The sequence below is a fragment of the Chachezhania antarctica genome (assembly GCF_003646465.1).
In the GTDB taxonomy this organism is placed as follows: domain Bacteria; phylum Pseudomonadota; class Alphaproteobacteria; order Rhodobacterales; family Rhodobacteraceae; genus Chachezhania; species Chachezhania antarctica.
Map to the genome: position 1 here is coordinate 53,754 of NZ_QZEX01000002.1, position 24,837 is coordinate 78,590.

At 64.5% G+C, this 24,837-nt stretch carries 21 protein-coding genes and 1 tRNA gene; 11 read left to right on the forward strand and 11 right to left on the reverse strand.

Annotated features, from left to right (window positions below; translation table 11 throughout):
- Positions 1 to 52 precede the first annotated feature (52 nt).
- Together D4754_RS04095 and iscR are read right to left on the reverse strand one after the other, a co-directional pair.
- Entirely contained in the window at positions 53 to 1,186 is a 1,134-nt protein-coding gene (locus D4754_RS04095; protein WP_121061664.1) for a cysteine desulfurase family protein, read from the reverse strand.
- Positions 1,183 to 1,641, reverse strand: coding sequence for a Fe-S cluster assembly transcriptional regulator IscR (iscR, locus tag D4754_RS04100; protein WP_121061665.1), 459 nt, complete (start codon positions 1,639 to 1,641; stop codon positions 1,183 to 1,185). The genes D4754_RS04095 and iscR overlap by 4 nt, the downstream gene beginning before the upstream one ends.
- A 209-nt stretch (positions 1,642 to 1,850) precedes the next feature.
- Between iscR and D4754_RS04105 the strand changes: the two genes are divergently transcribed.
- The 5 genes from D4754_RS04105 (at position 1,851) to typA (ending at position 7,788) form a co-directional block, all read left to right on the forward strand.
- Entirely contained in the window at positions 1,851 to 2,504 is a 654-nt protein-coding gene (locus D4754_RS04105; RefSeq protein ID WP_121061666.1) for an alpha/beta hydrolase, read from the forward strand.
- A gap of 216 nt (positions 2,505 to 2,720) precedes the next feature.
- Positions 2,721 to 3,935 carry an NADP-dependent isocitrate dehydrogenase gene (locus tag D4754_RS04110; protein ID WP_121061667.1) on the forward strand — a complete coding sequence of 405 codons (1,215 nt, stop codon included), beginning with the start codon at positions 2,721 to 2,723 and terminating at the stop codon, positions 3,933 to 3,935.
- Positions 3,936 to 3,981: 46 nt separating this feature from the next.
- Positions 3,982 to 5,487 carry an endo alpha-1,4 polygalactosaminidase gene (locus D4754_RS04115; protein WP_121061668.1) on the forward strand — a complete coding sequence of 502 codons (1,506 nt, stop codon included), beginning with the start codon at positions 3,982 to 3,984 and terminating at the stop codon, positions 5,485 to 5,487.
- 72 nt (positions 5,488 to 5,559) lie between these two features.
- Complete coding sequence (locus tag D4754_RS04120) at positions 5,560 to 5,889, forward strand: SMR family transporter (RefSeq protein ID WP_121061669.1); 330 nt, start codon at positions 5,560 to 5,562, stop codon at positions 5,887 to 5,889.
- A gap of 78 nt (positions 5,890 to 5,967) precedes the next feature.
- The gene (gene typA / locus D4754_RS04125; protein WP_121061670.1) at positions 5,968 to 7,788 is read left to right on the forward strand and encodes a translational GTPase TypA; all 1,821 of its coding nucleotides are present in this window, start codon (positions 5,968 to 5,970) and stop codon (positions 7,786 to 7,788) included.
- Positions 7,789 to 8,351: 563 nt separating this feature from the next.
- Here typA and D4754_RS04130 read toward each other — a convergent pair.
- The 5 genes from D4754_RS04130 to pdxH all read right to left on the reverse strand — a co-directional run bounded on the left by D4754_RS04130 (position 8,352) and on the right by pdxH (position 14,682).
- Complete coding sequence (locus D4754_RS04130; protein ID WP_121061671.1) at positions 8,352 to 12,020, reverse strand: vitamin B12-dependent ribonucleotide reductase; 3,669 nt, start codon at positions 12,018 to 12,020, stop codon at positions 8,352 to 8,354.
- A gap of 620 nt (positions 12,021 to 12,640) precedes the next feature.
- A tRNA-Pro gene (locus D4754_RS04135) sits at positions 12,641 to 12,717 on the reverse strand.
- A 138-nt stretch (positions 12,718 to 12,855) separates the two neighbouring features.
- Positions 12,856 to 13,320 (reverse strand): DUF192 domain-containing protein, encoded by a 465-nt coding sequence (locus tag D4754_RS04140; protein ID WP_121061672.1) that lies wholly within the window; start codon positions 13,318 to 13,320, stop codon positions 12,856 to 12,858.
- A gap of 94 nt (positions 13,321 to 13,414) precedes the next feature.
- Complete coding sequence (locus tag D4754_RS04145; protein WP_121061673.1) at positions 13,415 to 13,954, reverse strand: cold-shock protein; 540 nt, start codon at positions 13,952 to 13,954, stop codon at positions 13,415 to 13,417.
- A 122-nt stretch (positions 13,955 to 14,076) separates the two neighbouring features.
- On the reverse strand, positions 14,077 to 14,682 hold the full coding sequence (pdxH, locus tag D4754_RS04150; protein WP_121061674.1) for a pyridoxamine 5'-phosphate oxidase: 606 nt from the start codon (positions 14,680 to 14,682) through the stop codon (positions 14,077 to 14,079).
- Positions 14,683 to 14,894: 212 nt separating this feature from the next.
- Here pdxH and fabI point away from each other — a divergent pair, with 212 nt between their 5' ends.
- Positions 14,895 to 15,701, forward strand: a complete 807-nt coding sequence (gene fabI / locus D4754_RS04155) for an enoyl-ACP reductase FabI (protein WP_121061675.1) — start codon at positions 14,895 to 14,897, stop codon at positions 15,699 to 15,701.
- Positions 15,702 to 15,746: 45 nt separating this feature from the next.
- On the opposite strand, the gene D4754_RS04160 is transcribed toward fabI, so the two are convergent.
- Positions 15,747 to 16,727, reverse strand: a complete 981-nt coding sequence (locus tag D4754_RS04160; protein ID WP_121061676.1) for a zinc-binding dehydrogenase — start codon at positions 16,725 to 16,727, stop codon at positions 15,747 to 15,749.
- Positions 16,724 to 17,338 (reverse strand): TetR/AcrR family transcriptional regulator, encoded by a 615-nt coding sequence (locus D4754_RS04165; protein WP_121062212.1) that lies wholly within the window; start codon positions 17,336 to 17,338, stop codon positions 16,724 to 16,726. Before D4754_RS04165 ends, D4754_RS04160 begins: the two co-directional genes overlap by 4 nt.
- A 179-nt stretch (positions 17,339 to 17,517) precedes the next feature.
- Here D4754_RS04165 and gpt point away from each other — a divergent pair, with 179 nt between their 5' ends.
- From gpt to D4754_RS04190, 5 genes are all read left to right on the forward strand, one after another.
- On the forward strand, positions 17,518 to 18,021 hold the full coding sequence (gpt, locus tag D4754_RS04170; RefSeq protein ID WP_121061677.1) for a xanthine phosphoribosyltransferase: 504 nt from the start codon (positions 17,518 to 17,520) through the stop codon (positions 18,019 to 18,021).
- A gap of 329 nt (positions 18,022 to 18,350) precedes the next feature.
- Complete coding sequence (locus D4754_RS04175) at positions 18,351 to 18,959, forward strand: Pr6Pr family membrane protein (protein ID WP_121061678.1); 609 nt, start codon at positions 18,351 to 18,353, stop codon at positions 18,957 to 18,959.
- Between the two features lie 72 nt (positions 18,960 to 19,031).
- Positions 19,032 to 19,643, forward strand: a complete 612-nt coding sequence (locus D4754_RS04180) for a Pr6Pr family membrane protein (protein WP_121061679.1) — start codon at positions 19,032 to 19,034, stop codon at positions 19,641 to 19,643.
- Complete coding sequence (locus D4754_RS04185; protein ID WP_121061680.1) at positions 19,640 to 20,812, forward strand: aminotransferase; 1,173 nt, start codon at positions 19,640 to 19,642, stop codon at positions 20,810 to 20,812. Before D4754_RS04180 ends, D4754_RS04185 begins: the two co-directional genes overlap by 4 nt.
- 69 nt (positions 20,813 to 20,881) lie before the next feature.
- Positions 20,882 to 22,726, forward strand: a complete 1,845-nt coding sequence (locus D4754_RS04190; protein ID WP_121061681.1) for a peptidyl-prolyl cis-trans isomerase — start codon at positions 20,882 to 20,884, stop codon at positions 22,724 to 22,726.
- 119 nt (positions 22,727 to 22,845) lie between these two features.
- Here the strand turns inward: D4754_RS04190 and D4754_RS04195 are convergent, their stop codons facing one another.
- Both D4754_RS04195 and D4754_RS04200 read right to left on the reverse strand, forming a co-directional pair.
- Entirely contained in the window at positions 22,846 to 23,454 is a 609-nt protein-coding gene (locus tag D4754_RS04195; protein WP_121061682.1) for a DJ-1/PfpI family protein, read from the reverse strand.
- 5 nt (positions 23,455 to 23,459) lie between these two features.
- Positions 23,460 to 24,695: a divergent polysaccharide deacetylase family protein gene (locus D4754_RS04200; RefSeq protein ID WP_163025771.1), complete on the reverse strand. Its 1,236-nt coding sequence runs from the start codon at positions 24,693 to 24,695 to the stop codon at positions 23,460 to 23,462.
- Between the last annotated feature and the right edge of the window lie 142 nt (positions 24,696 to 24,837).

The following is a 24,837-nucleotide window of genomic DNA, read 5'->3' on the forward strand; positions in this document are numbered from 1 at the left end:
CTCCGTCCTTTTCCGGATCGCTCCGGGTGAAGCTTCAAGCACGCGAACCCTTTCAGGCGACGCGGGCGAAATGTTTCTTGCGCTGTGCGCACCATGCATCGGCAAAGCGCAGCACGTCGTCTTCTTCGGTCTCGGGCCCCAGCGACACTCTTATCGCCGAGGCGGCGGTGGCATCGTCGTAGCCCATCGCCCCGAGGACGCGGCTGGCGCGGACCTTGCCGCTGGAACAAGCCGACCCCGCGCTGATCGCGAAGCCTGCCAGGTCCATCTGCATCACCTGCGTTTCGGCCTTCCAGCCCGGCGTGGCGATGCAGGATGTATTAGGCATCTGCGCTGCACCATTTCCGACAAAAATAGTCTCGTTCCGGCTGGCCACAAGAGCGTTTTCTAGAATATTTCTAATTGCGGCGACGCGCTCCCACACGCCGGTTTCCAGATCCCGCTGCGCCGCTTCAGCTGCAGCGGCGAAGCCCGCGATTCCAATGACATTTTCCGTGCCGGACCGGCGCCCCATCTCCTGCCCGCCGCCGGTGATGCGCGCGGCAAGGTCGGTGCCACGCTTCATCACAAGTGCGCCGATCCCCTTGGGGCCGCCCAGCTTGTGGGCCGAGATGATGGCCATGTCGGCCCCGCACCAGTTGAAGGCGAAGGGCATCTTGCCGAAGCTCTGCGTCGCGTCGGTCAGGCACAGGGTCCCGTCCGGATCCACCGCTTTCAGGTCACGCCAGAGCTGGTCCGTCGGTTGCAGCACGCCGGTTTCGCTGTTGGCCGACTGGATCGCGACGATGTTGCCCTTGTGGGTGTACCGCGCCATGTCCGGCATCTGCACAAGTCCATCACCGTCCACCGGCAGGCGGGGCGCATCGCCCGCATGGGATTCGATGCAGTCATGTTCCACGGCCGAGGCCAGAACCTGCCTGTCGCCCGCTGCACCCGACGGTGCGCGCCAGCCCATGGCCAGCGCCGTGGCTTCCGTAGCCCCCGAGGTGAAGACGATATCCGCCCCGTCCGCCCCGAAGGCCGCCGAGATCTTCGCCCGGGACTTTTCGACCAGCGCCCGCGCCGCGCGACCTTCGGCATGAACGGACGACGGATTGCCCGCCACGTCCATCGCCGCGATCATCGCCTCTCGCACTTCCGGCCTGAGCGGCGCGGTGGCGTTCCAGTCGAGATAGGCGCGTGTCATTCGTCGACGACCGACAGAAGCGAGGGCACCGCGGGACACGGGACCAGATCGTTGGCCACAACGTCCGACAGTCGCGTCTGGTGCAGGAACACGTAGACATGGGCCGACAGCCCTTCCCACAGGCGGTTGGTCAGCGATTGCGCCCGGCTGCCCGATGTCCCGCCCGAGGCGCCGGCGCCCTTGTGCATCGCGTCGATGTTCTCGTCCACGGCGGCCAGAATGTCGATCACGCGGATTTCCGACGCAGGGCGCGCCAGCTTGTAGCCCCCGCCCGGCCCGCGCACCGACGCGACAAGATCCGCGCGCCGGAGCTTGACGAACAATTGCTCGAGATAGGGCAGCGACACGTTCTGACGGCCCGCGATCTCGTTCAGGGTGACAAGCTTGTCGGACTTTTGCAGCGCGATATCGGCCAGCGCGACCATCGCGTAGCGGCCCTTGGTCGAAAGTTTCACCGGCAGACTCCTTCGCGCTGGCCGCCTGAGGGGGCGAAAACATGATGCATCGTTGACCTTTGCGCCACCACCGCCTAAGTGCTGCTGACGCTGCAGGACGTATCTGCCCTGCGGTTAGAACCGTTCTAAGGTGACTGGAAGATTTCGTCAAGAAACCCGGTCACCGGCGGACATGCCCGCCAGATGGAATAGACAGGACCCCTCTACCTATGCCCGAGGTCATTTTTCCCGGACCCGAAGGTCGCCTGGAAGGACGTTACCACCCGCAGAAGGAACGTGATGCGCCGATCGCGATCGTGCTGCATCCGCATCCGCAATTCGGCGGGACGATGAACAACAAGGTCGTCTACAACCTGCATTACGCCTTCTACAACATGGGGTTCACCGTGCTGCGGTTCAACTTCCGTGGCGTGGGCCGCAGCCAGGGTGAATACGATCAGGGCATTGGCGAGCTGTCCGATGCCGCCTCCGCGCTCGATTACCTGCAGTCGATGAACAACAACTCCAAGCATTGCTGGGTTGCGGGCTTTTCGTTCGGCGCGTGGATCGGCATGCAGCTTCTGATGCGGCGGCCGGAAATCACCGGGTTCATCTCGGTCTCGCCGCCCGCGAACATGTACGACTTTTCGTTTCTCGCCCCCTGCCCGGCTTCGGGACTTGTCATCAACGGCCTGGCCGACCGTGTGGCCCCGCCCGCGGACACGACGACGCTGGTCAACAAGCTGCACGAACAGAAGGGCATCACGATCACCCACCAGGAGATCGAGGGCGCCGACCATTTCTTCCAGGACGAGCACATGGACACGCTGATCGGCAACGTGTCGACCTATGTCAAACGCCGCCTGACGGAAACCACGCGCTAGAACAGGCTGCCATCGCAGCACGTGCGGGCCGGGACGATGTCCCGGCCTTTTTCGTTCGGATCGCGCGTGTGCCTTGTTGCGGGATTGGTTCACACCGCCAGCCCGTTGTCCGCGACCGCCACCCGCAAGCGGTATACGTTTGCATACCCATTTCTTCGTAACACTTTTTGCGCTAGACCGACGCCAACCGACTCACATCGTTCAGAGGGCGTTCCAGTGACCAAGATCAAGGTAGACAACCCCGTCGTCGAGCTAGACGGCGACGAGATGACCCGCATCATCTGGGACTTCATCAAGCAGAAGCTGATCCTGCCCTACCTGGATGTCGATCTGCTGTATTACGACTTGGGGATGGAGGAGCGTGACCGCACCGACGACCAGGTCACCATCGACGCGGCCTACAAGATCAAGGAAATCGGCGTCGGCGTGAAATGCGCCACGATCACGCCGGACGAAGCGCGGGTCGAGGAATTCGGCCTGAAAAAGATGTGGAAATCGCCCAACGGCACGATCCGCAACATCCTGGGCGGTGTCGTGTTCCGCGCGCCGATTATCTGCAAGAACGTGCCGCGCCTTGTGCCGGGCTGGACGAAACCCATCGTCATCGGCCGCCATGCCTTTGGCGACCAATACAAATGCACGGATTTCCTGATGCCCGGCCCCGGAACTCTGACGATGAAGTTCGTGGGCGAAGACGGCACCGTGATCGAGAAGGAAGTCTACCAGTCCCCCGGCGCCGGCGTCGCGATGGGCATGTACAACCTCGACGACTCCATCGCCGATTTCGCGCGCGCGTCCCTGAACTACGGCCTGAACCTCGGCTGGCCGGTCTACCTGTCCACCAAGAACACGATCATGAAAGCCTATGACGGCCGCTTCAAGGACCTGTTCCAGGAGATTTACGAGGCCGAGTTCGCCGAGAAGTTCAAGGAAAAGAAGATCTGGTACGAACACCGGCTGATCGACGACATGGTGGCCTCGGCCATGAAATGGTCGGGCGGCTTCGTCTGGGCCTGCAAGAACTACGATGGCGACGTGCAGTCCGATACCGTTGCGCAGGGCTTCGGTTCGCTGGGTCTCATGACCTCGCAACTTATGACGCCCGACGGCAAGATCGTGGAGGCCGAGGCGGCGCATGGCACCGTCACCCGCCACTACCGCCAGCATCAGCGGGGCGAACAGACCTCCACCAACTCCATCGCGTCGATCTTCGCGTGGACGGGCGGGCTGAAGCACCGCGCCAAGCTGGATGATAACACTCCGCTCATGAATTTCGCCGATACACTGGAGAAAGTGATCGTGCAGACGGTGGAATCGGGCCACATGACCAAGGATCTGGCACTGCTCGTCGGCCCCGATCAGGGCTGGCTGACGACGATGGGCTTCCTGGAAAAGATCGACGAGAACCTGAACAAGGCGCTGGCGGGCTGAACCAAGCCCGCGGCCTCCCGACAATCGACACCGCAGCAGGACGCCCATGACCAAGCTCACCGACGCCCGGACCTGGCTTTATCACCTGGGCGATGTGACCGGGGCCCGCGCCGATGAGATTGCGGCCACGAACGCCGATCTTGTCGTCACCGAATGGGCCAGCTACCGCCGCGAGGAAGACCCATATACCCCCGCCGGTCTGGACCGGATGCGCGGTGGCGACGACAAGCTGATCGTGTCGTACCTGTCTATCGGAGAGGCCGAGTCCTACCGCTACTACTGGGATCCCCAATGGGAAAGCCGCGCCCGCCCCGACTGGATGGGAGAGGCCAACCCTGAATGGACCGACAACATCAAGGTGAAGTACTGGAAGGACGACTGGCAGCAGATCGTCTTCGACTATGCACAGAAGATCGTCGATGGCGGGTTCGACGGGCTCTACCTCGATATCGTGGCGGCCTATGAATACTGGGAAGACGTGCGCCCGAACGCCAACCGCGATTTCCGCGCCGACATGGCCGGTTTCGTGGCCGAACTCGAAGCCCGGACGCAGGCCTACATTGACGAGACCGACCCGGGCCGCGACTTCTACATCATCGGCCAGAACGCGCTGGAACTGATCCGCAACGCCACATACCGCGATGCCATCGACGGGATCGGCAAGGAAGATCTGCGCTTCTACTACGAAAACGGCGCGCCCGAGGATTTCGAGGCCTGGCCAAAAGACGAATACGCCTATCACCTGAGACTTCTCGACCGGGCCGAAAAGGCCGGGAAGGCAACCTTCGTGGTGGAGTACGTGCCGGACGACCATCGCGCCGATGCGCGGTCCCACCTGAAGCAGGAAGCCCGCGATCTGGGCGACACGGGCACGCCGATCTACGTCGCAGGCACCCGCGCCCTGGACGAGATTACGGACCAGCCCGGCTCGATCACCAACGGGGTCTTCCCGCCACTGGGTGACCGGGAGACCGCCAACCGCGTCACCGGCACGGCAGGCGCCGACACGCTGATCGGTACGACAGGTGCCGACCTGGTCCTTGGCAAGGCCGGCAATGACACGATCCGCACCCGTGGCGGCGACGACACGGCCCGCGGTGGCATGGGCCACGACCGTCTGAATGGCGGCGGCGGAAGCGACACCTTGCACGGCGGCCGCGGCCTGGACGAGCTTTTCGGCCAGGCCGGCCGCGATCAGCTGGCAGGCGCCAAGGGGGCCGATCTTCTGAAGGGTGGCCGCGGGGCCGACACGCTCTTGGGCGGCGGCGGCGCGGACGAGCTTTTCGGCGGCGCCGGCCGTGATCTTCTGATCGGCGGCCGCGGCGGCGATCTTCTGACCGGCGGCGCGGGCCGCGACACGTTCCGGTTCCGCGGCCGGACGGGCGAGGACGAGGTCACCGATTTCGACACCGCGCGCGACCGGATCGACATCCGGGACAGCTACACGCTGAGCGACACGGATGCCGGTCTCTACATCGATCTCGACACCTCGGGTGGCATCCTGCTGGCAGGCATTGCGATGGCGGACTTCGATCCGGGCCACATCATCTGACGCGACGGATCGACAACGCCGCGCCGGTCAGGCACAGAGCATCTGCCCGTCCCCTATTCACAGAGACCTGCGATGCATTACGTTTTCCTCGGCCTTGCGATCATTGGCGAAGTGATCGGAACCACCGCGCTGCAGGCATCGAACCAGATGACGAAACTGGTGCCCGCAATCATCGTGGTCGTGGCCTACACGGCTTCGTTCTACACCATGGCGCTGGCCTTCCGGGTGATCCCGGTCGGCGTGGCCTATGCGATCTGGTCCGGCGCGGGGATCGTTCTGATCGCCGGGATCGCATGGGCTCTGTTCGGTCAGAAGCTGGATTTGCCGGCGGTTCTGGGCATGATTCTGATCGTTGCCGGGATCATGGTGATCAACCTTTTCTCCAACAGCGGGCATGCCTGAGGCGGTTTGACCCTTTCTTTCTGCACTGCGGCAGGGTATGGGCGCCCCAACTCATACACATGTCCGGACGCCCGAATAATGGATCTTCGCAATATCGCTATCATCGCTCACGTCGACCACGGCAAGACCACGCTGGTTGACGAGCTCCTGAAACAGTCGGGCGCCTTCCGCGAAAACCAGGCGGTGGCCGAACGGGCGATGGATTCCAACGACCTCGAGCGCGAGCGCGGGATCACCATCCTGGCCAAGGCGACATCGGTCGAGTGGCGCGGCAAGCGTATCAACATCGTCGACACCCCCGGCCACGCCGATTTCGGTGGTGAGGTCGAACGCATCCTGTCGATGGTCGATGGCGTGGTCCTGCTGGTCGACGCGGCCGAAGGCCCGATGCCGCAGACGAAGTTCGTAACCTCGAAGGCGCTGGCGCTTGGCCTGCGGCCCATCGTGGTGCTGAACAAGGTCGACAAGCCCGATGCCGAACCCGACCGCGCGTTGGACGAATGCTTCGACCTGTTTGCCAGCCTCGGCGCCGATGACGACCAGCTGGATTTCCCGACCATGTATGCCTCGGGCCGCAACGGCTGGGCCGACATGGAACTGGACGGCCCCCGCAAGGACCTGTCGGCGCTCTTCGACCTCGTGGTCGAACATGTGCCCGCGCCGAAGCAGCTGGCGCGGATGCAGGAACCGTTCACCATGCTGGCCACCACGCTGGGCGCCGACCCGTTCCTGGGCCGCGTGCTGACGGGCCGTGTCGAAAGCGGCACGCTGAAGGCGGGCGACACGGTCAAAGCCCTTTCACGCGACGGCAAGCTGATCGAGAACTTCCGCGCCTCCAAGATCCTCGCTTTCCGCGGCCTGGGCCAGCAGCCCATCGACGAGGCGCAGGCGGGCGACATCGTCAGCCTCGCAGGCATGAGCAAGGCCACCGTGGCCGACAGCATCGTGGCGCCCCAGGTCGACACCGCACTTCCTGCGCAGCCGATCGACCCGCCCACCATCACCGTGACCTTCGGCATCAACGATTCGCCGCTGGCGGGCCGTGATGGCAAGAAGGTGCAATCGCGTGTGATCCGCGAGCGCCTGATGAAGGAAGCCGAATCCAACGTCGCCATCCGCGTGACCGACACGCCCGGCGGCGAGGCCTTCGAGGTCGCGGGCCGCGGCGAACTGCAGATGGGGGTCCTGATCGAAAACATGCGCCGCGAAGGGTTCGAACTGTCGATCTCGCGCCCGCAGGTGCTGTTCCGCGAAGAAGACGGTCAGCGGCTTGAGCCGATCGAGGAAGTCACCATCGACGTCGATGACGAATATTCCGGCACCGTGATTGAAAAGATCACCGGCGTACGCCGCGGCGATCTGGCCGAAATGAAACCGGCAGGCGCCGGCAAGACGCGCATCGTAGCGCATGTGCCCTCGCGCGGGTTGATCGGTTATCACGGCGAATTCCTGACCGATACGCGCGGCACCGGCGTTCTGAACCGCGTGTTCCACGAGTGGTCGCCTTACAAAGGCCCGATCCCGGGCCGCCGCGCGGGCGTCCTGATCTCTATGGAAAACGGCCAGTCCGTGGCCTACGCGCTGTGGAACCTTGAGGACCGCGGCAAGATGTTCATCGGGGCGCAGGCCGAAATCTATACCGGCATGATCATTGGCGAGCACAGCCGCGAAAACGACCTGGAAGTGAACCCGTTGAAAGGCAAGAAACTGACCAACGTGCGCGCGTCCGGCACCGACGAAGCCGTGCGCCTGACCACGCCGATCACGCTGAGCCTGGAAGAAGCGATCGCCTATATCGACGACGATGAACTGGTCGAAGTCACCCCGAACGCGATCCGCCTCCGCAAGCGCTTCCTCGACCCGCACGAGCGCAAGCGCGCTGCCAAGGCCAGCGCCTGACCTTAAAGGAAAGTGGGGGCTCTGCCCCCGCCCGCTCCTGCGGAGCGGCCTCCCCCAAGGTATTTACGGACCAAAGAAGTCGCGCGTGCCGATCTTTCCGGATCGTATCGCGAAGAGCGCCACGCGTGCTCTTCTTCGGTCTTCAAAATATCTCGGGGGAGTCGCCCGAAGGGCGGCGGGGGCAGAGCCCCCTTGCGAACCGGACACACGAGACCGGACGAAAGAAGGGGGCCCTGGGGCCCCCTTTGAGTTTCGTCAGCCGGACTCATTCTTTGACCGCCCGATTTTGTTTTATGCCTGCGGTCCGGCAAACGCGGGGCGAGCGCACCCGCCCCGGGTAGAAGTGGGGGGACCAGACTTCCGCCCCACCCCAGCTCCGGCGAACGGCACCGCCATTCGCCGAGAGGGACAGAGCGGTTATTGCAGAAAACTGCGCAGATCCGCCCGGCCCCAAATCAAGATACTTTGGCGCCGAAACGCCCCGATCCCGATCTTCGTCGGGACGGAGACAGCAACTTGCACCGCCCCCGCCCCTCGGCGCCATTGCCGGCGCCGTCGTTCGTTCAGCTACACCCGGACGTCCCGCCGCAGGTGTTGCACTTCATGCAGGTCCCGTTGCGGACCAGCGTGTAGTTGCCGCATTCGCCGCAGGGATCGCCCTCGTAGCCCTGCATCTTGGCCTTGATGCGCGCTTCCGGTGCCGTCGTGCCGGCGGTGACAGCCTCGACCGACACGGTGGTCTGCATGCCCGACACGGCTTCCGGCACCAGCGTGTGCAGCGCCGTTTCCGGATCGTTGACCGCAACCGCGCTCATCCGCTGGCCGCCCTGGAACACGACCAGTTCCTGCGGCAGACGATTGCGCAGGTAGCCCGTGGACGAGATCTGCTTGAGCACCTCGAGAGACCGGTTCGCCGCCGTCTCGGACATTTCCGAGATGTTGGACACGCCCTCTTCCTCTCCCCGGCCGATATCGTCGAAGCTGGCGCCCTCGGGCTTCACATGGGCAAGGTCTGTGCGATCCAGGTACGACACCGCCAGTTCCCGGAACACGTAATCCAGGATCGAGGTCGCGTTCTTGATCGAGTCGTTGCCCTGCACCATGCCGGCCGGTTCGAACTTGGTGAACGTGAAGGCATCCACGAATTCCTCCAGCGGCACGCCGTACTGAAGACCGACCGACACCGCGATGGCGAAGTTGTTCATCATCGCCCGGAAGCCGGCGCCTTCCTTGTGCATGTCGATGAAGATCTCGCCAAGGTTGCCGTCCTCATATTCGCCGGTGCGCAGGTACACCTTGTGGCCGCCCACGACCGCCTTCTGGGTATAGCCCTTGCGCCGCTGGGGCATCTTTTCGCGATGGCGGCGGATGACTTCCTTGATGACGACCTTCTCGATCACCTTTTCGGCCAGGACATGGGCCTTGGCGGCGGGCGAGCCGGTTTCCATCACCTCGGCCGCCTCGTCATCGTCCTCGACCAGCGCGGAGGCCAGCGGCTGGGACAGTTTCGAGCCGTCGCGGTAAAGCGCGTTGGCCTTCACACCCAGCGACCAGGACAGCTCGTACGCCTTCTGGCAGTCCTGGATCGTGGCGTCGTTCGCCATGTTGATCGTCTTGGAAATCGCGCCCGAGATGAAGGACTGTGCCGCCGCCATCATGCGGATGTGGCTGGACACCGACAGGAAGCGCTTGCCCTTCTTGCCGCAGGGGTTGGCGCAATCGAAGATGCTGTAGTGGTCTTCCTTCAGGTAGGGCGCGCCTTCCAGCGTCATCGTCCCGCAGACATGGTCGTTGGCAGCGTCCACGTCGGCTTTGGTGAAGCCCAGGTGGCGCAGCATATCGAAGGTCGGGTCGCTCAGCTTGGCGGCGGGGACCTTCAGCACGTCGGTGCAGAAATCGGCGCCCAGCGTCCACTGGTTGAAGACGAAGCGGATGTCGAATGCCTGCTCCAGCGCGCCTTCGACCTTGGCCAGTGCGGCCTCGTCGAAACCTTTCGATTCCAGCGCCGCCAGATTCACGCCCGGGGCGTCGGACAGGGAACCGTGGCCCACCGCGTAGCGAATGATGTCCTCGATCTGGGCCGAGCTGTAGCCCTGCCCTTCAAGTGCGGCGGGAACCGAGCGGTTGATGATCTTGAAGTAGCCGCCGCCGGCGAGCTTCTTGAACTTCACCAGCGCGAAGTCGGGCTCGATCCCGGTCGTGTCGCAATCCATCACCAGACCAATCGTGCCTGTGGGCGCGATCACGGTGGATTGGGCGTTGCGGTAACCGTGCGCCTCGCCCAGCCGGAGCGCTTCGTCCCAGGCGGATTTCGCGAGGCCCGACAGGCGCATGTCGGGGCAGTTGGCGTGGTCGAGCGGGACAGGCTTCACCGCCAGATCCTCGTAACCCGCCGATTTTCCGTGGGCCGCCGTGCGGTGGTTGCGGATCACGCGCAGCATCGTGTCGGCATTCCGGTCGTAGGCCGGGAAAGCGCCCAGTTCCGACGCCATCTCGGCCGAGGTTGCGTAGGCGACGCCCGTCATGATCGCGGTCAGCGCGCCGCACAGCGCCCGGCCTTCATCGGAGTCGTAGCCGTGGCCCAGCGTCATCAGCAGGCCGCCGATATTGGCGTAGCCAAGGCCCAGCGTCCGGTAGTCGTAGGACAGCTGCGCGATTTCCTTCGACGGGAACTGCGCCATGGTAACGCTGATCTCCAGCGTCAGCGTCCACAGGCGGGTGGCGTGCATGTAGGCTTCGGCCTGGAATTCCCCGTCCTTCAGGAAGGACAAGAGGTTCATCGAGGCGAGGTTGCAGGCCGTGTCGTCCAGGAACATGTATTCCGAGCACGGGTTCGAGCCGCGGATCTCGCCATCGCCCCGGCAGGTGTGCCAGTCGTTGACGGTGTCGTGGAACTGGATGCCCGGATCGGCGCAGGCCCAGGCGGCGTGGCCGACCTTTTCCCACAGATCGCGCGCCTTCACCACGCGGGCGACCTTGCCGTCGACGCGGTTGATCAGCTCCCAGTCGGCGTCCTTCTCGACGGCCCTCAGGAAGGCATTGGTGACGCGGATCGAGTTGTTCGAGTTCTGGCCCGAGACCGAGCTGTAGGCATCGCTGTCCCAGTCGGTATCGAAGGTCGGGAATTCGATCGAGGTGTGACCCTGCCGCGCATAATCCAGCACGCGCTTGATGTAGGTCTCCGGAATGGCGTTCTTCTTTGCCTCGCGGATCGCCTTCTTCAGGCTTTCGTTGACGGCAGGATCATAGGCATCCTGTTCGGCTCCGTCCCACGCGCGGATGGCGGCGAAGAGTTCGTTCAGCCGAGCCTCGTGCATCTTGGAGCCGGCGACGAGGGCCGCAACCTTCTGCTCTTCCAGCACCTTCCATTCGATGAATTGTTCGATATCGGGGTGATCGGCGTCGACGATCACCATCTTGGCCGCACGCCGCGTGGTCCCGCCCGATTTGATCGCGCCAGCCGCCCGGTCGCCGATCTTCAAAAAGCCCATCAAGCCCGAAGACTTGCCGCCGCCGGACAGCGGCTCGCCCTCGCCCCGCAGGTGCGAGAAGTTGGTGCCGGTGCCCGAGCCGTACTTGAAGAGCCGCGCTTCACGCACCCACAGGTCCATGATGCCGCCGTCGTTCACCAGGTCGTCGGACACGGACTGGATGAAGCACGCATGCGGCTGGGGATGTTCGTAGGCGCTGGCCGACTTGGTCAGCTTGCCGGTCTTGAAATCGACATAGTGGTGGCCCTGGCTGGGGCCGTCGATGCCATAGGCCCAGTGCAGGCCGGTGTTGAACCATTGCGGGCTGTTGGGCGCGGCCATCTGGCGGGCCAGCATGTAGCGCATTTCGTCGAAATAGGCCTGCGCGTCCTCTTCGGTGGTGAAATAGCCACCCTTCCAGCCCCAGTAGGCCCAGGCGCCGGCCAGACGGTCGAAGACCTGCTTGGACGAGATCTCGCCCCTCTTCTCGGTGTCGTCGCTGGCGGGAACAGACCGCCACAGGAACGACGGCACGCCCTTTTCGCGGACGGGCTTCAGGTCGACCGGGACGCCCGCCTTGCGGAAGTACTTCTGGGCGATCACGTCGGATGCGACCTGGCTCCAGCCCGCGGGAACTTCAATGTTTTCAAGACGGAAGACGATGGTTCCGTCCGGGTTGCGGATTTCCGAGGTCGCCTCGACGAACTCGATGTCGGCGTAAGCGTCCTGCCCGGCCTTCGTGAATTTTCTTTCGATCTTCATGATTTTTGATCCGCGTTCTGGTCGCGCGTTCGCCCGCGCTTTGTCTCTGGATATCCGGTTCACCCGCCTGGAAACCGGTGCCGTTCAATGACAGCAGGCAAGCCGCCGCCGCCCCGTGACGTCCGCAACGGGCCGCCGGGAAATCGTACTGAAAAACGAGATCTTGTAGATCTGCCTTGGCTGACCTTTGCCTGCTCTGGTTATATCTACCAGATTTAGTGCCCAGCCGGTCTGCCCGTACTACTTGACGTATAGCATCGCGATTCGTCTACAAGGTTTTTGAAGTTTTTGTAGAGCGGCCCGGGTTGACTCACCGCCAGATCCGCCGCCCGCCCGATTCTACCATTAGTCGTCCCCAAGATGGGGCGACTAGATGTAGTGCCAGCACCACACCCACGACGCGATACGAATTGCAGCCTTTGGGTGAGCTTGCGACTGCCCGGGGAACACTTCCCCCGGATTCGGCGTGCCTATGGCCCGCGCGGATCTGCATCGCGCGTGATCATAAGGGGTTTGGTGGGAAAAAGTAGCCCGGGCGTCTCATCGGGATTGGCCCGGCCAGAGGGCCGAACCCCATGACCGATGCCTACGGGCAGAGCTTCGCATCACAGCGAAGGAAATGGTCGGGGCGGCGAGATTCGAACTCACGACCCCCTGTACCCAAAACAGGTGCGCTACCAGACTGCGCCACGCCCCGGACCATGGGTGTCTCTAGCGTCGGGCTGCGGGATTGAAAAGCCCTGTCGGACGGAAACCTCGCCCGCGTCTGCCCTGCCGCCGGGGTCGGCGCTTCACATAGCCTTCCGAACGGCCCTTTCAGGGCGATGCGCGTCGGTCAGCAGGGCCAGCGGGCTTTGTCCTGGTCGAACGCGGGATGACGCAGGATCGTGCCGGTCTCGATTCCGTAATCGTCGCTGAGCCCGCCGTTGATTTCCAGTACCACAAGGATGTCGTCACCGCCGGGAATGCCGGACAAATCGCCCGGCACCGCGTTTTCGTGCACACGGCGGACCAGCCCGGTTTCATCGACGAACAGCATGTCGAGAGGGATCAGCGTGTTCTTCATCCAGAAACTGGTGCGCTGCGGCCGTTCGAACACGAACAGCATCCCCTGCCCGCGCGGCATGTGTTCGACATACATCAGACCACGGGCGCGCGTTGCGGGGGTGTCGACGACATCGACGTCGAAGGCCGTTTCGCCCCAGTCGCCGCGCAGCTGGACACTGTCGGGGCTGCACGCGGTTTCGGCCAGTGCCGGCGCGGCCGACAGGCACAGCAGAACGGCAAACACCCGGGCCATGAGGGACCCGGGCCGATGAAACGGCAGCTTTCGGTGAGGTTCGGCAGTCACATCGACCTCGCGGGCTGGAGAAGGTGTCTTGCGGCAGGAAAAGTCAGGTGTCTTCCGACACCACGGCACTTTCCCATGCAAGCACTTCCGCAGCCATGCGACCCCTTCGCCCGTCGATGACGCGAAGCGCCAAGGCCTCGCCCGGTTGCAGATCCGCAAGCCCGGATTGTCGCAGCACTTCGATATGCAGGAAGATGTCCTCGGGCTGCCCGAAGATATTGGCGAAGCCAAATCCCTTGCCCTTGTCGAACCATTTAACGCGCGCAGGTTGCAAGGGGGTGGTCTGGATCGCTTCGGGTTCAAGCCCCGCGAAATCGGTCAGAACGGGGGCCGCGTCATCACGCTCCGGCGGCTCGATCGAGATCACTTCGACAGCCTGGATACCGCGGTCGGTGCGGTGGGTCACGACCTCGATCAGGGAACCATCGGCCACCGAACTCTGCCCGAAATTGCGCAGGACATTGACATGAAGAAGAATGTCGGGGCCGCCGGTGTCGGCGACAACGAACCCGAACCCCTTGTTGGGGTCGAACCACTTAACCTGCCCTTTGACCTGCAGCAAACTGTTGAGATCGTCGGCCAACGTGCCCTCCGGATCGATACATTTACAAAAACGTTACGTCTGATTTGGTCTAAATATAGCGCAAAACGCAAGCACATTTAGTTTCTTGAATTCAAAAAACTGTCATGTGGATTATTTGGAAATCATGGGTTTAACCTCTCCACCGTCCACCTTTTGTTAACCTCTTGACGCCTCCAGACGAATCGGTCGTGGAGGCGGAACTCTCCATCCGCCCAGAACTCGATTTCGAGCGGAGTCAGCCGGTATCCACCCCAAAACGCCGGACGAGGCGGGTTTGTTCCGTGTCGCGTTGTCATTTTCGCAACCTCGGCCATCAGGTGCCCGCGGCTGGATAGGGGCTGCGACTGTTTCGACGCCCACGCGCCCAGCCTGCTTTTCAGCGAGCGCGAGGCATAGTATTCGTCGGCCTTGGGTCCGTCCTCGCGGGCGATGGTGCCGCGAACGCGGATCTGGCGGCGAAGCGACTTCCAGTGCACGACAAAGGCGGCCTTGCCTGCCGCGTCCAGTTCCTGCGCCTTCTTGCTCTCGTAATTGGTGTAGAAGACGAAGGCCGCGTCCTCGATCTCCTTCAGCAGAACCATGCGGACATTGGGCAACCCGTCGGCGTCGACGGTGGCCAGCGCGATGGCATTGGGGTCGTTGATCTCGGCCGCCTCGGCCTCGGCCAGCCAGGACCGAGCGATGGCAAAGGGATCCTCCCCTGCAAACTTGCCGTCACGTTCACTCAATCGTCCATCTCCTGCCGTGTCCCGGGGCGGTTGTGTTCGGAACTGCCGATCTATCATTGACGAAAGCGCCATCAAGAGCGACCGCGAGTCAATGCCGCGACCGTTACCGCCACGTCATAGGCCAAGCCCCGCCCACGCCTGCGCCACTTGATGCGGGCCGGGCAATCGCCTAAAGCACACCGACAAGGCACTAAAAGTTGTGGAAAAAAGAGATGTCGCATCAGTTGATGGCCGGGAAACGAGGCCTGATCATGGGTCTTGCCAATGACAAATCCATCGCATGGGGCATCGCGAAGGCCTGCGCCAACGCTGGCGCCGAATTGGCGTTTTCCTACCAGGGCGAAGCGCTGAAGAAACGTGTCGATCCGCTGGCCGCACAACTGGGCAGCGACATCGTGCTGCCCTGCGACGTGGGCGACGAAGCATCGATCGACACGCTCTTCGCCGAACTGAAAGACCGCTGGGGCACGCTGGATTTCATCGTCCACGCCATCGGCTTTTCCGACAAGAGCGAGCTGCGCGGGCGCTATGTAGATACCTCACGCCAGAACTTCGCCATGTCGATGGACATCTCGGTCTATTCCTTCACGGCCGTCGTGCAGCGGGCCGAGAAGATGATGAACGAAGGCGGGTCCTGCCTGACGCTGACCTACTACGGCGCCGAAAAGGTCATGCCGCATTACAACGTGATGGGCGTGGCCAAGGCGGCGCTGGAAGCCTCCGTGCGCTACCTGGCCGAGGATCTGGGCAAGGACGGCATCCGCGTGAACGCGATTTCCGCCGGGCCGATCAAGACGCTGGCCGCCAGCGGCATCGGGGATTTCCGCTACATCATGAAGTGGAACGAATACAACTCTCCCCTGCGGCGCAACGTGACCACCGACGATGTCGGCGGGTCGGCGATGTACCTGCTGTCGGACCTGGGCAGCGGCGTCACGGGCGAGGTTCTGCATGTCGACGCGGGCTATCACGTCGTGGGCATGAAGGCCGTCGACGCGCCGGACATCACCAAAACCTGATCGTCAGTGTCCGGCCCTTTCCCCTGAAAGGACCGGACCAACGCTTTACGGCCGGATCATGACCTTTCCGGCCCGTCCCGGCGTGCGGGCGGCCGTCACGGCCTCGCCGATCTGATCCAGACCGAAGATCCCGCCGGTTTCCAGCTTCAGCTCGCCCTTCATGGCCAGTGTCACCAGTTCGGTGATCAGCGTCTTGCGCAGCTCCGGGTCCATGCCCGCGCTGACGCGCGCGCCCCAGAAGCCCTTGACCGTGATCTCCTTCATGATCAGCGCGCCCGACGACAGCGGCATCGGCGCGCCGGTGGCTGTGCCGAAGACATAGAGTTCACCGTCGGCAGCCAGCAGATCGACGAGGTCGGCCGAGATCTCTCCACCCACGGAATCAATGGCCGAAATCGCGCGCCCGTCGCCGATCATCGTCCGGGCGGCATCTTTCCAACCGTCGTCCGAGGTCGACAGCACGTTTTCCACGCCGTCCGCGCGCAGTTCTTCCGCAGCCTCCTCGCGACGGACGAGGTTCAGAAGATGGATGCCGCGGGCCTTGGCCAGCACCTTCATGATCCGCCCCACGGCGCCGTTCGAGGCAGTCTGGATGATCCAGTCGCCCTTGTCGGCCTTCAGCAGGTGCAGAAGCGAGATCGCCGAAAACGGCATCGCGATCAGCTGCGCGCCCAGTTCGTCGGAAATCTGATCGGGCAGCGGCATCACCCCGCCGGCGGGCGCGATGAAATATTCGGCCCACGATCCATGCACGCCCGCGATGGTCACGCGCTGGCCCACCATGGCCGCGTCGACGCCCTCGCCCACCGCATCGACAACGCCGGCGGCTTCGGATCCGCCGATGGCGCCGGGCAGCGGCGGCTTGTAACCGTAGCTTCCGTGGATCGTCCAAAGGTCGTGGTTGTGGATCGGCGACAGGAGCGTCTTCACCCGGACCTCGCCTGCACCCGGTTCGGGCGTGACAACATCACGGGTTTCCAGAACGTCCTTCGGCTCTCCGAACGTGTCGTGTACTGCAGCTTTCATGTCTGACTTCCTTGTGTCGCGCCCGTGATCATGCGCGTTTCGATTTCGGTGATGACGGTTTCCAGAGGGGCCTGGTCGCGGGACAGTTTCGTCAGGATCGCAGCCCCCAGAAGCTGGGCATAAAGCGTCACTGCCGCGGCATCGGGATCGTCCTGCGGATGGATGGAGCCGTCGCGCATCCCTTCGCGGATCATCAGCGCCAGCGTCCCGGTCAGCTTGGGCAGGCCCTCTTCCAGCACCTGCCGCATGCTGTCCGACATGTCGGCCACCTCGGCCCCCAGCTTGACGACGAGGCAGGTGCTGACGAGCCCCGCCTCGCGATCGTGGTCCAGCCAGGCGGTGCAGAAGGCCATGAGCTTCTCCGCGCCGGTCGCGTCGCGCTTTCGCAGCGCATCGGTCCGGACGAGATACTCATCCACATAGTCCTGCAGCATCGCCTGCCCGAACGCGTCCTTCGACGCGAAGTAATGGTAGAACGATCCCTTTGGGACGCCGCTTTCCTTCAGAAGCGCCGAAAGCCCCATCGCGCCGAAGCCACCGGTGGCCACCAGCCGGCGGCCGGTGGTCAGGATGGTCTGACGGGTGGATTCGGGTTTCTTCGCGTCGGTCATGATCCGCATCTAGGCACTATTAGACCGGTCGTCTAGTGGATCGGCGGGAAGTTTGGCTAATACCTTCCCTTCCGTTGCGGAACCCGACGTATGGTCGAAGGATCGGATTCCATCTTCCCTCGCACGCGCTCTGCTTGTATCAGACCCGGCAATCCAGACCAGATAGCCGGGTGCATGCCATGAACGACCGCCTGCCGCACGAAAAGGGATTCCATGTCAGCTGGGATCAGATCCACCGTGACTCGCGGGCGCTGGCCTGGCGGCTCGACGGGCACGGGCCCTCGGAAGGCGGCTGGCGCGCCGTTGTCGCCATCACGCGCGGCGGCATGGCCCCCGCGATGATCGTGGCGCGCGAGCTGGATATCCGCACCGTCGACACGATCTCGATCAAGTCTTACGACAACCAGACTCAGGCCGAAGCGAAGGTGCTGAAATCGCCGGATGCGGAGCTCATGGGCGACGGCACCGGCATCCTGATCGTCGATGACCTTGTCGACAGCGGCAAGACGCTGGAAGTGGTGCGCAGGAGATACCCCAACGCGCATTTCGCCACCGTCTACGCCAAGCCCAAGGGCCGGCCGCAGGTCGATACCTTCATCACCGAGGTCAGCCAGGACACGTGGATCTTCTTCCCGTGGGACATGGCGCTGCAATACGTCGAACCCTACCGCGCCACGCCCTGACAGCGCGGCCCAGTCTGACATTCACTCGTCGTCTGGCCCGGGGCACCCCGGGCCGCGCCCGACCCTCCCGTCACGCCGCAGGCGTGCCTGTCGGCACTACGAGGGCACTTTGGTGATGTCCCGCACCGACCGCTGGGTCGCGGGATGACGGCGCCGCACTCCGGCAAACCCGTTGCAAGCGCCCACCCAGGGTCGGTCTTTAACCTTCTCTCGAGAGGTCGGTAAAATCTTCCTGCCCGCCGGGATCGTTTTCGGAAAACCGGCGTTATGTCTGCGTGACCGGAACGGCGGCGGCATGTTTCCCCGCCAGAGAGCGAGGGACATCTTTCATGCAGGTCGGCCGCGCATTCGCCCTATTGGCATTCCTGAATTCAACCACCGCGCTGATCTGGCGCTTCTTCATTTCCACCGGAGAATTCCCGCCCCTGCTCACGCTCTGGGGCCTGTTCGGCTATTTCACGATCTTCGCCAACACGGCCATCGCGGTCGTGGGCGCCGCCATGGCCTTCGCGCCCCACAGCCGGATGGCCAGCGCACCGATGCGGCATGCAACGCTGGTGTCGATCCTTGGCGTGGGGCTGATCTATTCCGTGGCGCTGCGCAGCCTGGCCGACATGACGGGCGCCGCCGCACTGGTCAATCACATGTTCCACGACGTGGCGCCGCTGTTATTCCTGCTGGCATGGCTCAGCTTCGATCACGGGGAACTTCTGCCCCGCAACATACTGACCGCGCTGATCTTTCCGATTTTCTACCTGATCTACGCTATGATACGCGGCGCCGTGACCGACTGGTATCCGTACTGGTTCCTCGACCCGACCACGGTCGGAGTATGGCAGTTCGCGCTGACGGTCGTCGTGCTTTTTGCCGTCTTCGGCGCCATATCGGCCGCGGTCAAGGGCGCCGACCGGCTGCTGGCCGGCGCGGGCAATCGCTGACCCCGCCAAGGGCTTGCGCCCACGGGCATTTCGGTCAACCTGCCCCGGCGCGACACCGGGACGGGGACAGACATGAACATCGCACGGATCCTTGCGGCATTGGCCGCGGCCAATTCCGGCGCGGCGTTGATCCTGCGCTACATCCTCGCAGACGGATCACCGGTCGAGGCGATCTGGTCGCTTTACGGGTTCTTCACCATCATCACCAACACGGCCGTTTTCCTTGTTGCCGGGGCAATGGCGCTGGCCCCCGCCAGCCGTCTGGCCGGCCCCACGATGCGGCATGCCGTGGTCACGGCGATCGTCGCGGTGGGGATCGTCTATTCCGTTGCCTTGCGAGGCATGGTGGAGCTTTCGGGCGCATCGCTCATCGCCGATCACATGTGCCACGATCTGGCCCCGGTCCTGTTCCTGCTGGCATGGATCGCGTCGCGGCATGGGACGCTGACCGCCATCTGCATCCCCAAGGCGGTGATCCTTCCCGGGCTTTACCTCGTCTACGCCATGGTCCGGGGGGCGTTCACCGGCTGGTACCCCTACTGGTTCCTCAATCCCGACAAGATCGGGGTTGCGCAGCTGCTCGTTGCCGTGGTGTTGAATTGCGCCGTATTTGCGCTGCTTGCGACAGTCTTCTGGATCGCTGACAGGTGGCTCGCCCGGAAAAACCTCAGGACACCCGCATGATCACCCGTACCGCCGCCACGTTCGACCCGCCCATCATGGCCGCCCGCGGCTGGCTGAAGGATGCCACCTTCCCACCCGACCGTCCCCTGATCGACGTGAGCCAGGCCGCCCCCGCGGAAGCCCCGCCCGAGGCGCTGCGCGAGGAGATCGCCCGCGTGGTGCGCGACGTGCCGTCGGCCCATCTCTACGGCCCGGTGCTGGGCCTGCCCGCGCTGCGCGACGCGCTGGCCGGTCAGATCGCCGGGCACTATGCCGGCACGGTATCGAGCGAACAGGTCGCCATCACCTCCGGTTGCAACCAGGCCTTCTGCGCCGCCATCGCCGCGCTGACCGGCGAAGGGGACGAGATCCTGCTGCCCACCCCTTGGTACTTCAACCACGCCATGTGGCTGTCGATGGCGGGCGTCACGGGCGTACCGCTGCCGACCGGAGAGACCCTGCTGCCCGACGTCGACGATGCCGCCAGTCGCATCACCGACCGCACCCGCGCCATCGTCCTTGTTACGCCCAACAACCCGGCCGGCGCCGAATATCCGGCCGGGCTGGTCCACGCCTTCTATGCGCTGGCGCAATCCCGGGGCATCAAGCTGATCCTCGATGAAACCTACCGCGATTTCGACAGCCGCCCGGCCCGGCCGCACGATCTGATTTCCGATCCGGACTGGCCGGACACGCTGATCCATCTCTATTCCTTTTCAAAGGCCTACCGACTGTCTGGCCACCGCATCGGCGCGCTGGTCTCCGGCACGCCCTTCGTCGCCGAGGCCGAGAAGTTCCTCGACACCGTCACGATCTGCGCCAGCCAGATCGGCCAGCACGCCGCACTCTGGGGGATCCAGAATCTGCAACAATGGCTGGCCGAACAACGCGACGAGATCATGGCCCGCCGCGCCGCCATCGAAACCGGGTTCCCCCAGCTCGAAGCGCAAGGCTGGCGGTTGAAAGGGGTCGGCGCCTACTTCGCCTATGTCGAGCATCCTTCGCCCCTGCCCGCGCCCGATGTCGCGAAACGGCTGGTGCGCGAGGCCGGGGTGCTGGCCCTGCCCGGCACCATGTTCGCCCCCGAAGGCGACGCCGACGCGCCCCGCCACCTGCGCGTGGCCTTCGCCAATCTCGACCGGGACGGTATTGCACGGCTCTTCACACGGCTGGGGGCGCACCGCTTCTGACCTTGCTCTGCCCCTTGCCCGCGTCGTAAAGACACCCGAACCGACCCCGAGGAGAAAGCCCAGACCATCATGGCCGAGCGCAAGAACACCCTGTCCAAAACCTTCGTCTGGCTGCTTCTGGCGCTGCTGTTCGTGGGCCTCGCCGGTTTCGGGGCGACCAGTTTCACCGGCACCATCCGCACCGTTGCCATCGTGGGCGACCAGACCGTTTCCGTCGACCAGTACGCCCGCGGGCTGCAGCAGGAAATGCAGGCCGTACAGCAGCAGACCGGCCAAAGCATGACGCTGGCCGAGATGCAGGCCGCGGGGCTGGACCAGGAAGTGCTTGCCCGCCTGATCGGGCTGGCCGCCATCGACAACGAGGTGACGCAGCTGGGCATTTCCATCGGCGACGAGAACCTGCGCGACGAGATCGTGTCGATCCCGTCGTTCCAGGGCGTCGATGGCAAGTTCGACCGCCAGTCCTATGATTTCATGCTGGACCGCATCGGCGTGAGCGAGCCCGAATTCGAAGAGGATATCCGCATCGAGACCGCGCGCACCATCCTGCAGGATGCCGTAGTGGCAGGGACGGAAATGCCTGCGGCCATGACCGACACCATCGTCGATTTCATCGCCTCGCGCCGCAGCTTCTCGTTCGTGCGGCTGGAACCGGATGCGCTGGAAACACCCGTCGCCGAACCGGACGAGGCCGCGCTTCAGGCCTATTTCGACGAACATGGCGACGAATTCCAGCTGCCCGAGACGAAGCGGATCACCTTCGCCATCCTGACGCCGGAGATGCTGGTGCAGGAGATGGAGATCGACGACGCCGCGCTACAATCGCTTTATGAAGACCGCGCCGAGGAATTCCGCCAACCCGAACGCCGGCTGGTCGAACGGCTGGTCTTCGCGGACGAGGCCGCCGCGAATGACGCGATGGCGCAGATCGAGGTCGGTGGCGCCACCTTCCCGCAGCTGGTGACCCAGCGCGGGCTGGATCTGGAAGACGTCGACATGGGCGATGTCACGCGCGAGGATCTGGAGGGCGCGGCCGAGGATATCTTCGCCGCCGATATCGGCACCGTGGTGGGCCCGCTGGCCTCCCCGCTGGGGCCTGCGCTTTTCCGTGTGAACGGCAGGCTGGAGGCCCGTGAAACCCCGCTGGAAGATGTCGAGGACGAGCTTCGCGCCGAACTGGCGCTCGACCGTGCCCAACGCGTGATCGAAGGCCGGCTGGACGAGGTCAACGACCTGCTCGCCGGCGGCGTGACGCTGGAGGAACTGTCGGCCGAACAGAACATGGAGCTGGACCAGATCGACTGGTCGAACGAGAGCACCGAAGGTGCGGCCGCCTATGAGGCGTTCCGGAACGCCGCGGCGCAGATCACCAAGGACGATTATCCGGAAGCCCTGCCGCTGGAAGATGGCGGGATTTTCGCGATGCGCCTGGACGAGGTGCTGCCCGCGCGGCCCGAACCCTTCGATAGTGCCCGAGAGGAAGTGGCCGAGGCAGTCTACCAGGCCGAGACCCGCGAAGCGCTGCTCGATCTGGCCAGCGAGGCGATCGAAGAAATGGGCCTCCGCGGCGATTTCGCGGCCGCCGGCCTGACGCCGGAAGAAGCCACGGGCCTGACCCGCACGTCGTTCCTTGAAGGCACGCCCGAGACGTTCATGACCGACGTCTTCAAGATGGAAGTTGGCGAGATCCGCACCATCACCGCCCCCGGGGCCGTCTACATCGTCCGCCTGAACGAAATCCTGCCGCCGGAAGACTCGGGCCAGGTCGAACAGATCCGCACCGCGTTGCAGGAGCAGTTCAACCAGTCGCTGGCCGAAAGCCTGTTCGTGACCTTCGCGTCAGACGCGCAATCCCGTGCCCGACCGGAGATCGACCGCAACGCGGTGAACGCGGTGCATACGAGCTTCCGCTGACGATCCTTCGGACCCACCGAAATCGACGCGCCCGGGCCTGGGCGGTCGCGGCCCGGGGTAGCCCCGGGCGGAACGACAAGTGCAGGTGGGATCGGCTGCGGGGTCCTCAAACCACGGTTTCAGACAAGTCCATGAACCCGGGCAAACGGATCGTCATCTTTGTCGCTGTGCCAGGTGTATTCGGTCCAGGTTGCGACTTTCTCGGCCGTTTCGCGTCCGTGCATCAGCGCGATCACGCCCAGCGTCATGTCCATGCCCGCCGAGACACCGGAGGACGTCAGGAACGTCGCGCTTTCGACCCAGCGCGCCTGCCTGACCCACTCGACCCGCGGACCCTGTTCCGCGACCCACGCAAACGCGGCCTTGTTCGTGGTGGCGCGGTGGCCGTCCAGAATGCCGGCCCGCGCGAACAAGGCGCTTCCGGTGCAGACGCTCAGGGAATATTCCGCTGTTTCCGAGGACCGGGCAATCCAGTCGAGGATCGCATTGTTGTCGACTTCGCGCCGCGTCCCCGCGCCGCCGGGCACCAGAATGATATCGAAACCGGCACCCTGCCCGATGGTCGTGTCGGCATTGGCCGCGACGCCCTGGCTGCTTGCAACAGGTCCCGGGCGTTCGGCCACAAGTTTCAGCTGAAAGTCGTCCTTCAGCACGCCAAGCATTTCCAGCGGGCCAAACAGGTCCAGCAATTCAAAGCCGGGAAACAAAAGCGCTCCAACCCTGCGCATGTCCGCTAGTCCTCCGACTGCGGCGACAGCAGATGCGACACCGGGGCCATCACCACCCGCGCCGCGCGGTCCTGAAGGCCCCATTGGACCAGCGCCGACACGGTGTCCGGCCGCATCCGCGCCACGACGATCACGTCCTGCCGCTGGCCCGCGCGCAGGGCGGCCTGATCCAGGAACCGGCTCATCACCTCGGGCGTCTGCCCGTCGCCGTCCAGATCGCGGAACACCACGGCCGAGGCGACGCCCTCCTGCGCCGCCAGCTTCTGCACCGTGTCGCGCCCGCTGGGTTGCAGGATCAGCCCATGGCCGGAGGCCGCGACGGACTGCGTCACCCGGTCGGACAGCGCGCGGTCCGCCTGCACCGTGCCATCCGGCGCCTCCAGCAGGGCCACCGCCTCGGGCAGCGCTGCGAGGCCGGAGGCCAGGGTCGCGTCAACGTCATCGGGGCTCGTGCCCTCGGGCAGGTCCATCAGGGCCACGACCTCGAACCCGTTGGCCCGGTGCCGCGCCATGCGTTCGGCCGCGTCCGGCAGCGTCGGGTCGACCGCGAAGGTCACGGGATACGGCAGATCCGCGGCCTCCTCGGCCGTGCCATCGTCGATCAGGACGATGGACATCAACGGCTTGCCGTCGGGATTGTCGAGCGGTTCGGCGTATTGCGTCAGGGGCTGAACGCGCGCCGCGTCGGCGGCCGGAGCGTCCTTTGCGCCCTGTTCCGGGCGCACCGGTTCGATGGGCTCCGGCGCATCGCCGTCGGAGGACGCGTCGGGCCGTGCGACCTCGGGTTCGTCGGCGATCTTTGGCTCTGCCGGGGGATCGCTGGCGATCTGCGGCGTTGGCGTGGCCGGCGCCGGGGCGACCTCCGGCTCCTCTGCCGTGTCCGGTGCGTCATCGGTGTCAGCCGGCGTTGTTGCCGGGGCCGGCGCCGCAGCGGGCTGTTCGGGCTCCAGGGCCGGCTCTGCCGCGGGCTCAGGCTCGGGCAAGACCTCCTCCGGCGTGTCCGCGGACGGGGTCGGATCGGAGGCCGCGGCGGGCACATCTGGTGCGGGCTCGGGGACCGGTTCCGCTACCGCGGGCGCCGGTGTTTCCACCGTCTCAGAAGCGGCCGGCTCGGCCACCACGCCACCCGTGTCGTCCGCTTCCACCGGCCGGACCGGCGGATCTACCGCCACGGACACGACCGCCAGAACAATGGCCGAGCCCGCGCCGCCGATCAGCATGCCTTTCCAGAAATCGCCCATTCGCCTGCCTGCCCCGTATCGTAAGCCCGCCATGACCCTGCCGCCTGCGCGAACACCCGGCCCTGCGGGCGCGGGCGCGGTCCTGCCGCGCGGCGGCGGCGTTCTTCCGGGCCGCTTCCCGTTACAGCCGGTCCGGATGGCC

Bases quoted from the DNA above. Each gene is read 5' to 3' on its own strand.
- D4754_RS04095 (WP_121061664.1), bottom strand. From the start codon at position 1,186: ATGACACGCGCCTATCTCGACTGGAACGCCACCGCGCCGCTCAGGCCG.
- D4754_RS04105 (WP_121061666.1), top strand. From the start codon at position 1,851: ATGCCCGAGGTCATTTTTCCCGGACCCGAAGGTCGCCTGGAAGGACGT.
- D4754_RS04115 (WP_121061668.1), top strand. From the start codon at position 3,982: ATGACCAAGCTCACCGACGCCCGGACCTGGCTTTATCACCTGGGCGAT.
- D4754_RS04120 (WP_121061669.1), top strand. From the start codon at position 5,560: ATGCATTACGTTTTCCTCGGCCTTGCGATCATTGGCGAAGTGATCGGA.
- typA (WP_121061670.1), top strand. From the start codon at position 5,968: ATGGATCTTCGCAATATCGCTATCATCGCTCACGTCGACCACGGCAAG.
- D4754_RS04130 (WP_121061671.1), bottom strand. From the start codon at position 12,020: ATGAAGATCGAAAGAAAATTCACGAAGGCCGGGCAGGACGCTTACGCC.
- D4754_RS04140 (WP_121061672.1), bottom strand. From the start codon at position 13,320: ATGGCCCGGGTGTTTGCCGTTCTGCTGTGCCTGTCGGCCGCGCCGGCA.
- fabI (WP_121061675.1), top strand. From the start codon at position 14,895: ATGTCGCATCAGTTGATGGCCGGGAAACGAGGCCTGATCATGGGTCTT.
- D4754_RS04160 (WP_121061676.1), bottom strand. From the start codon at position 16,727: ATGAAAGCTGCAGTACACGACACGTTCGGAGAGCCGAAGGACGTTCTG.
- D4754_RS04165 (WP_121062212.1), bottom strand. From the start codon at position 17,338: ATGACCGACGCGAAGAAACCCGAATCCACCCGTCAGACCATCCTGACC.
- gpt (WP_121061677.1), top strand. From the start codon at position 17,518: ATGAACGACCGCCTGCCGCACGAAAAGGGATTCCATGTCAGCTGGGAT.
- D4754_RS04175 (WP_121061678.1), top strand. From the start codon at position 18,351: ATGCAGGTCGGCCGCGCATTCGCCCTATTGGCATTCCTGAATTCAACC.
- D4754_RS04180 (WP_121061679.1), top strand. From the start codon at position 19,032: ATGAACATCGCACGGATCCTTGCGGCATTGGCCGCGGCCAATTCCGGC.
- D4754_RS04185 (WP_121061680.1), top strand. From the start codon at position 19,640: ATGATCACCCGTACCGCCGCCACGTTCGACCCGCCCATCATGGCCGCC.
- D4754_RS04190 (WP_121061681.1), top strand. From the start codon at position 20,882: ATGGCCGAGCGCAAGAACACCCTGTCCAAAACCTTCGTCTGGCTGCTT.
- D4754_RS04195 (WP_121061682.1), bottom strand. From the start codon at position 23,454: ATGCGCAGGGTTGGAGCGCTTTTGTTTCCCGGCTTTGAATTGCTGGAC.
- D4754_RS04200 (WP_163025771.1), bottom strand. From the start codon at position 24,695: ATGGGCGATTTCTGGAAAGGCATGCTGATCGGCGGCGCGGGCTCGGCC.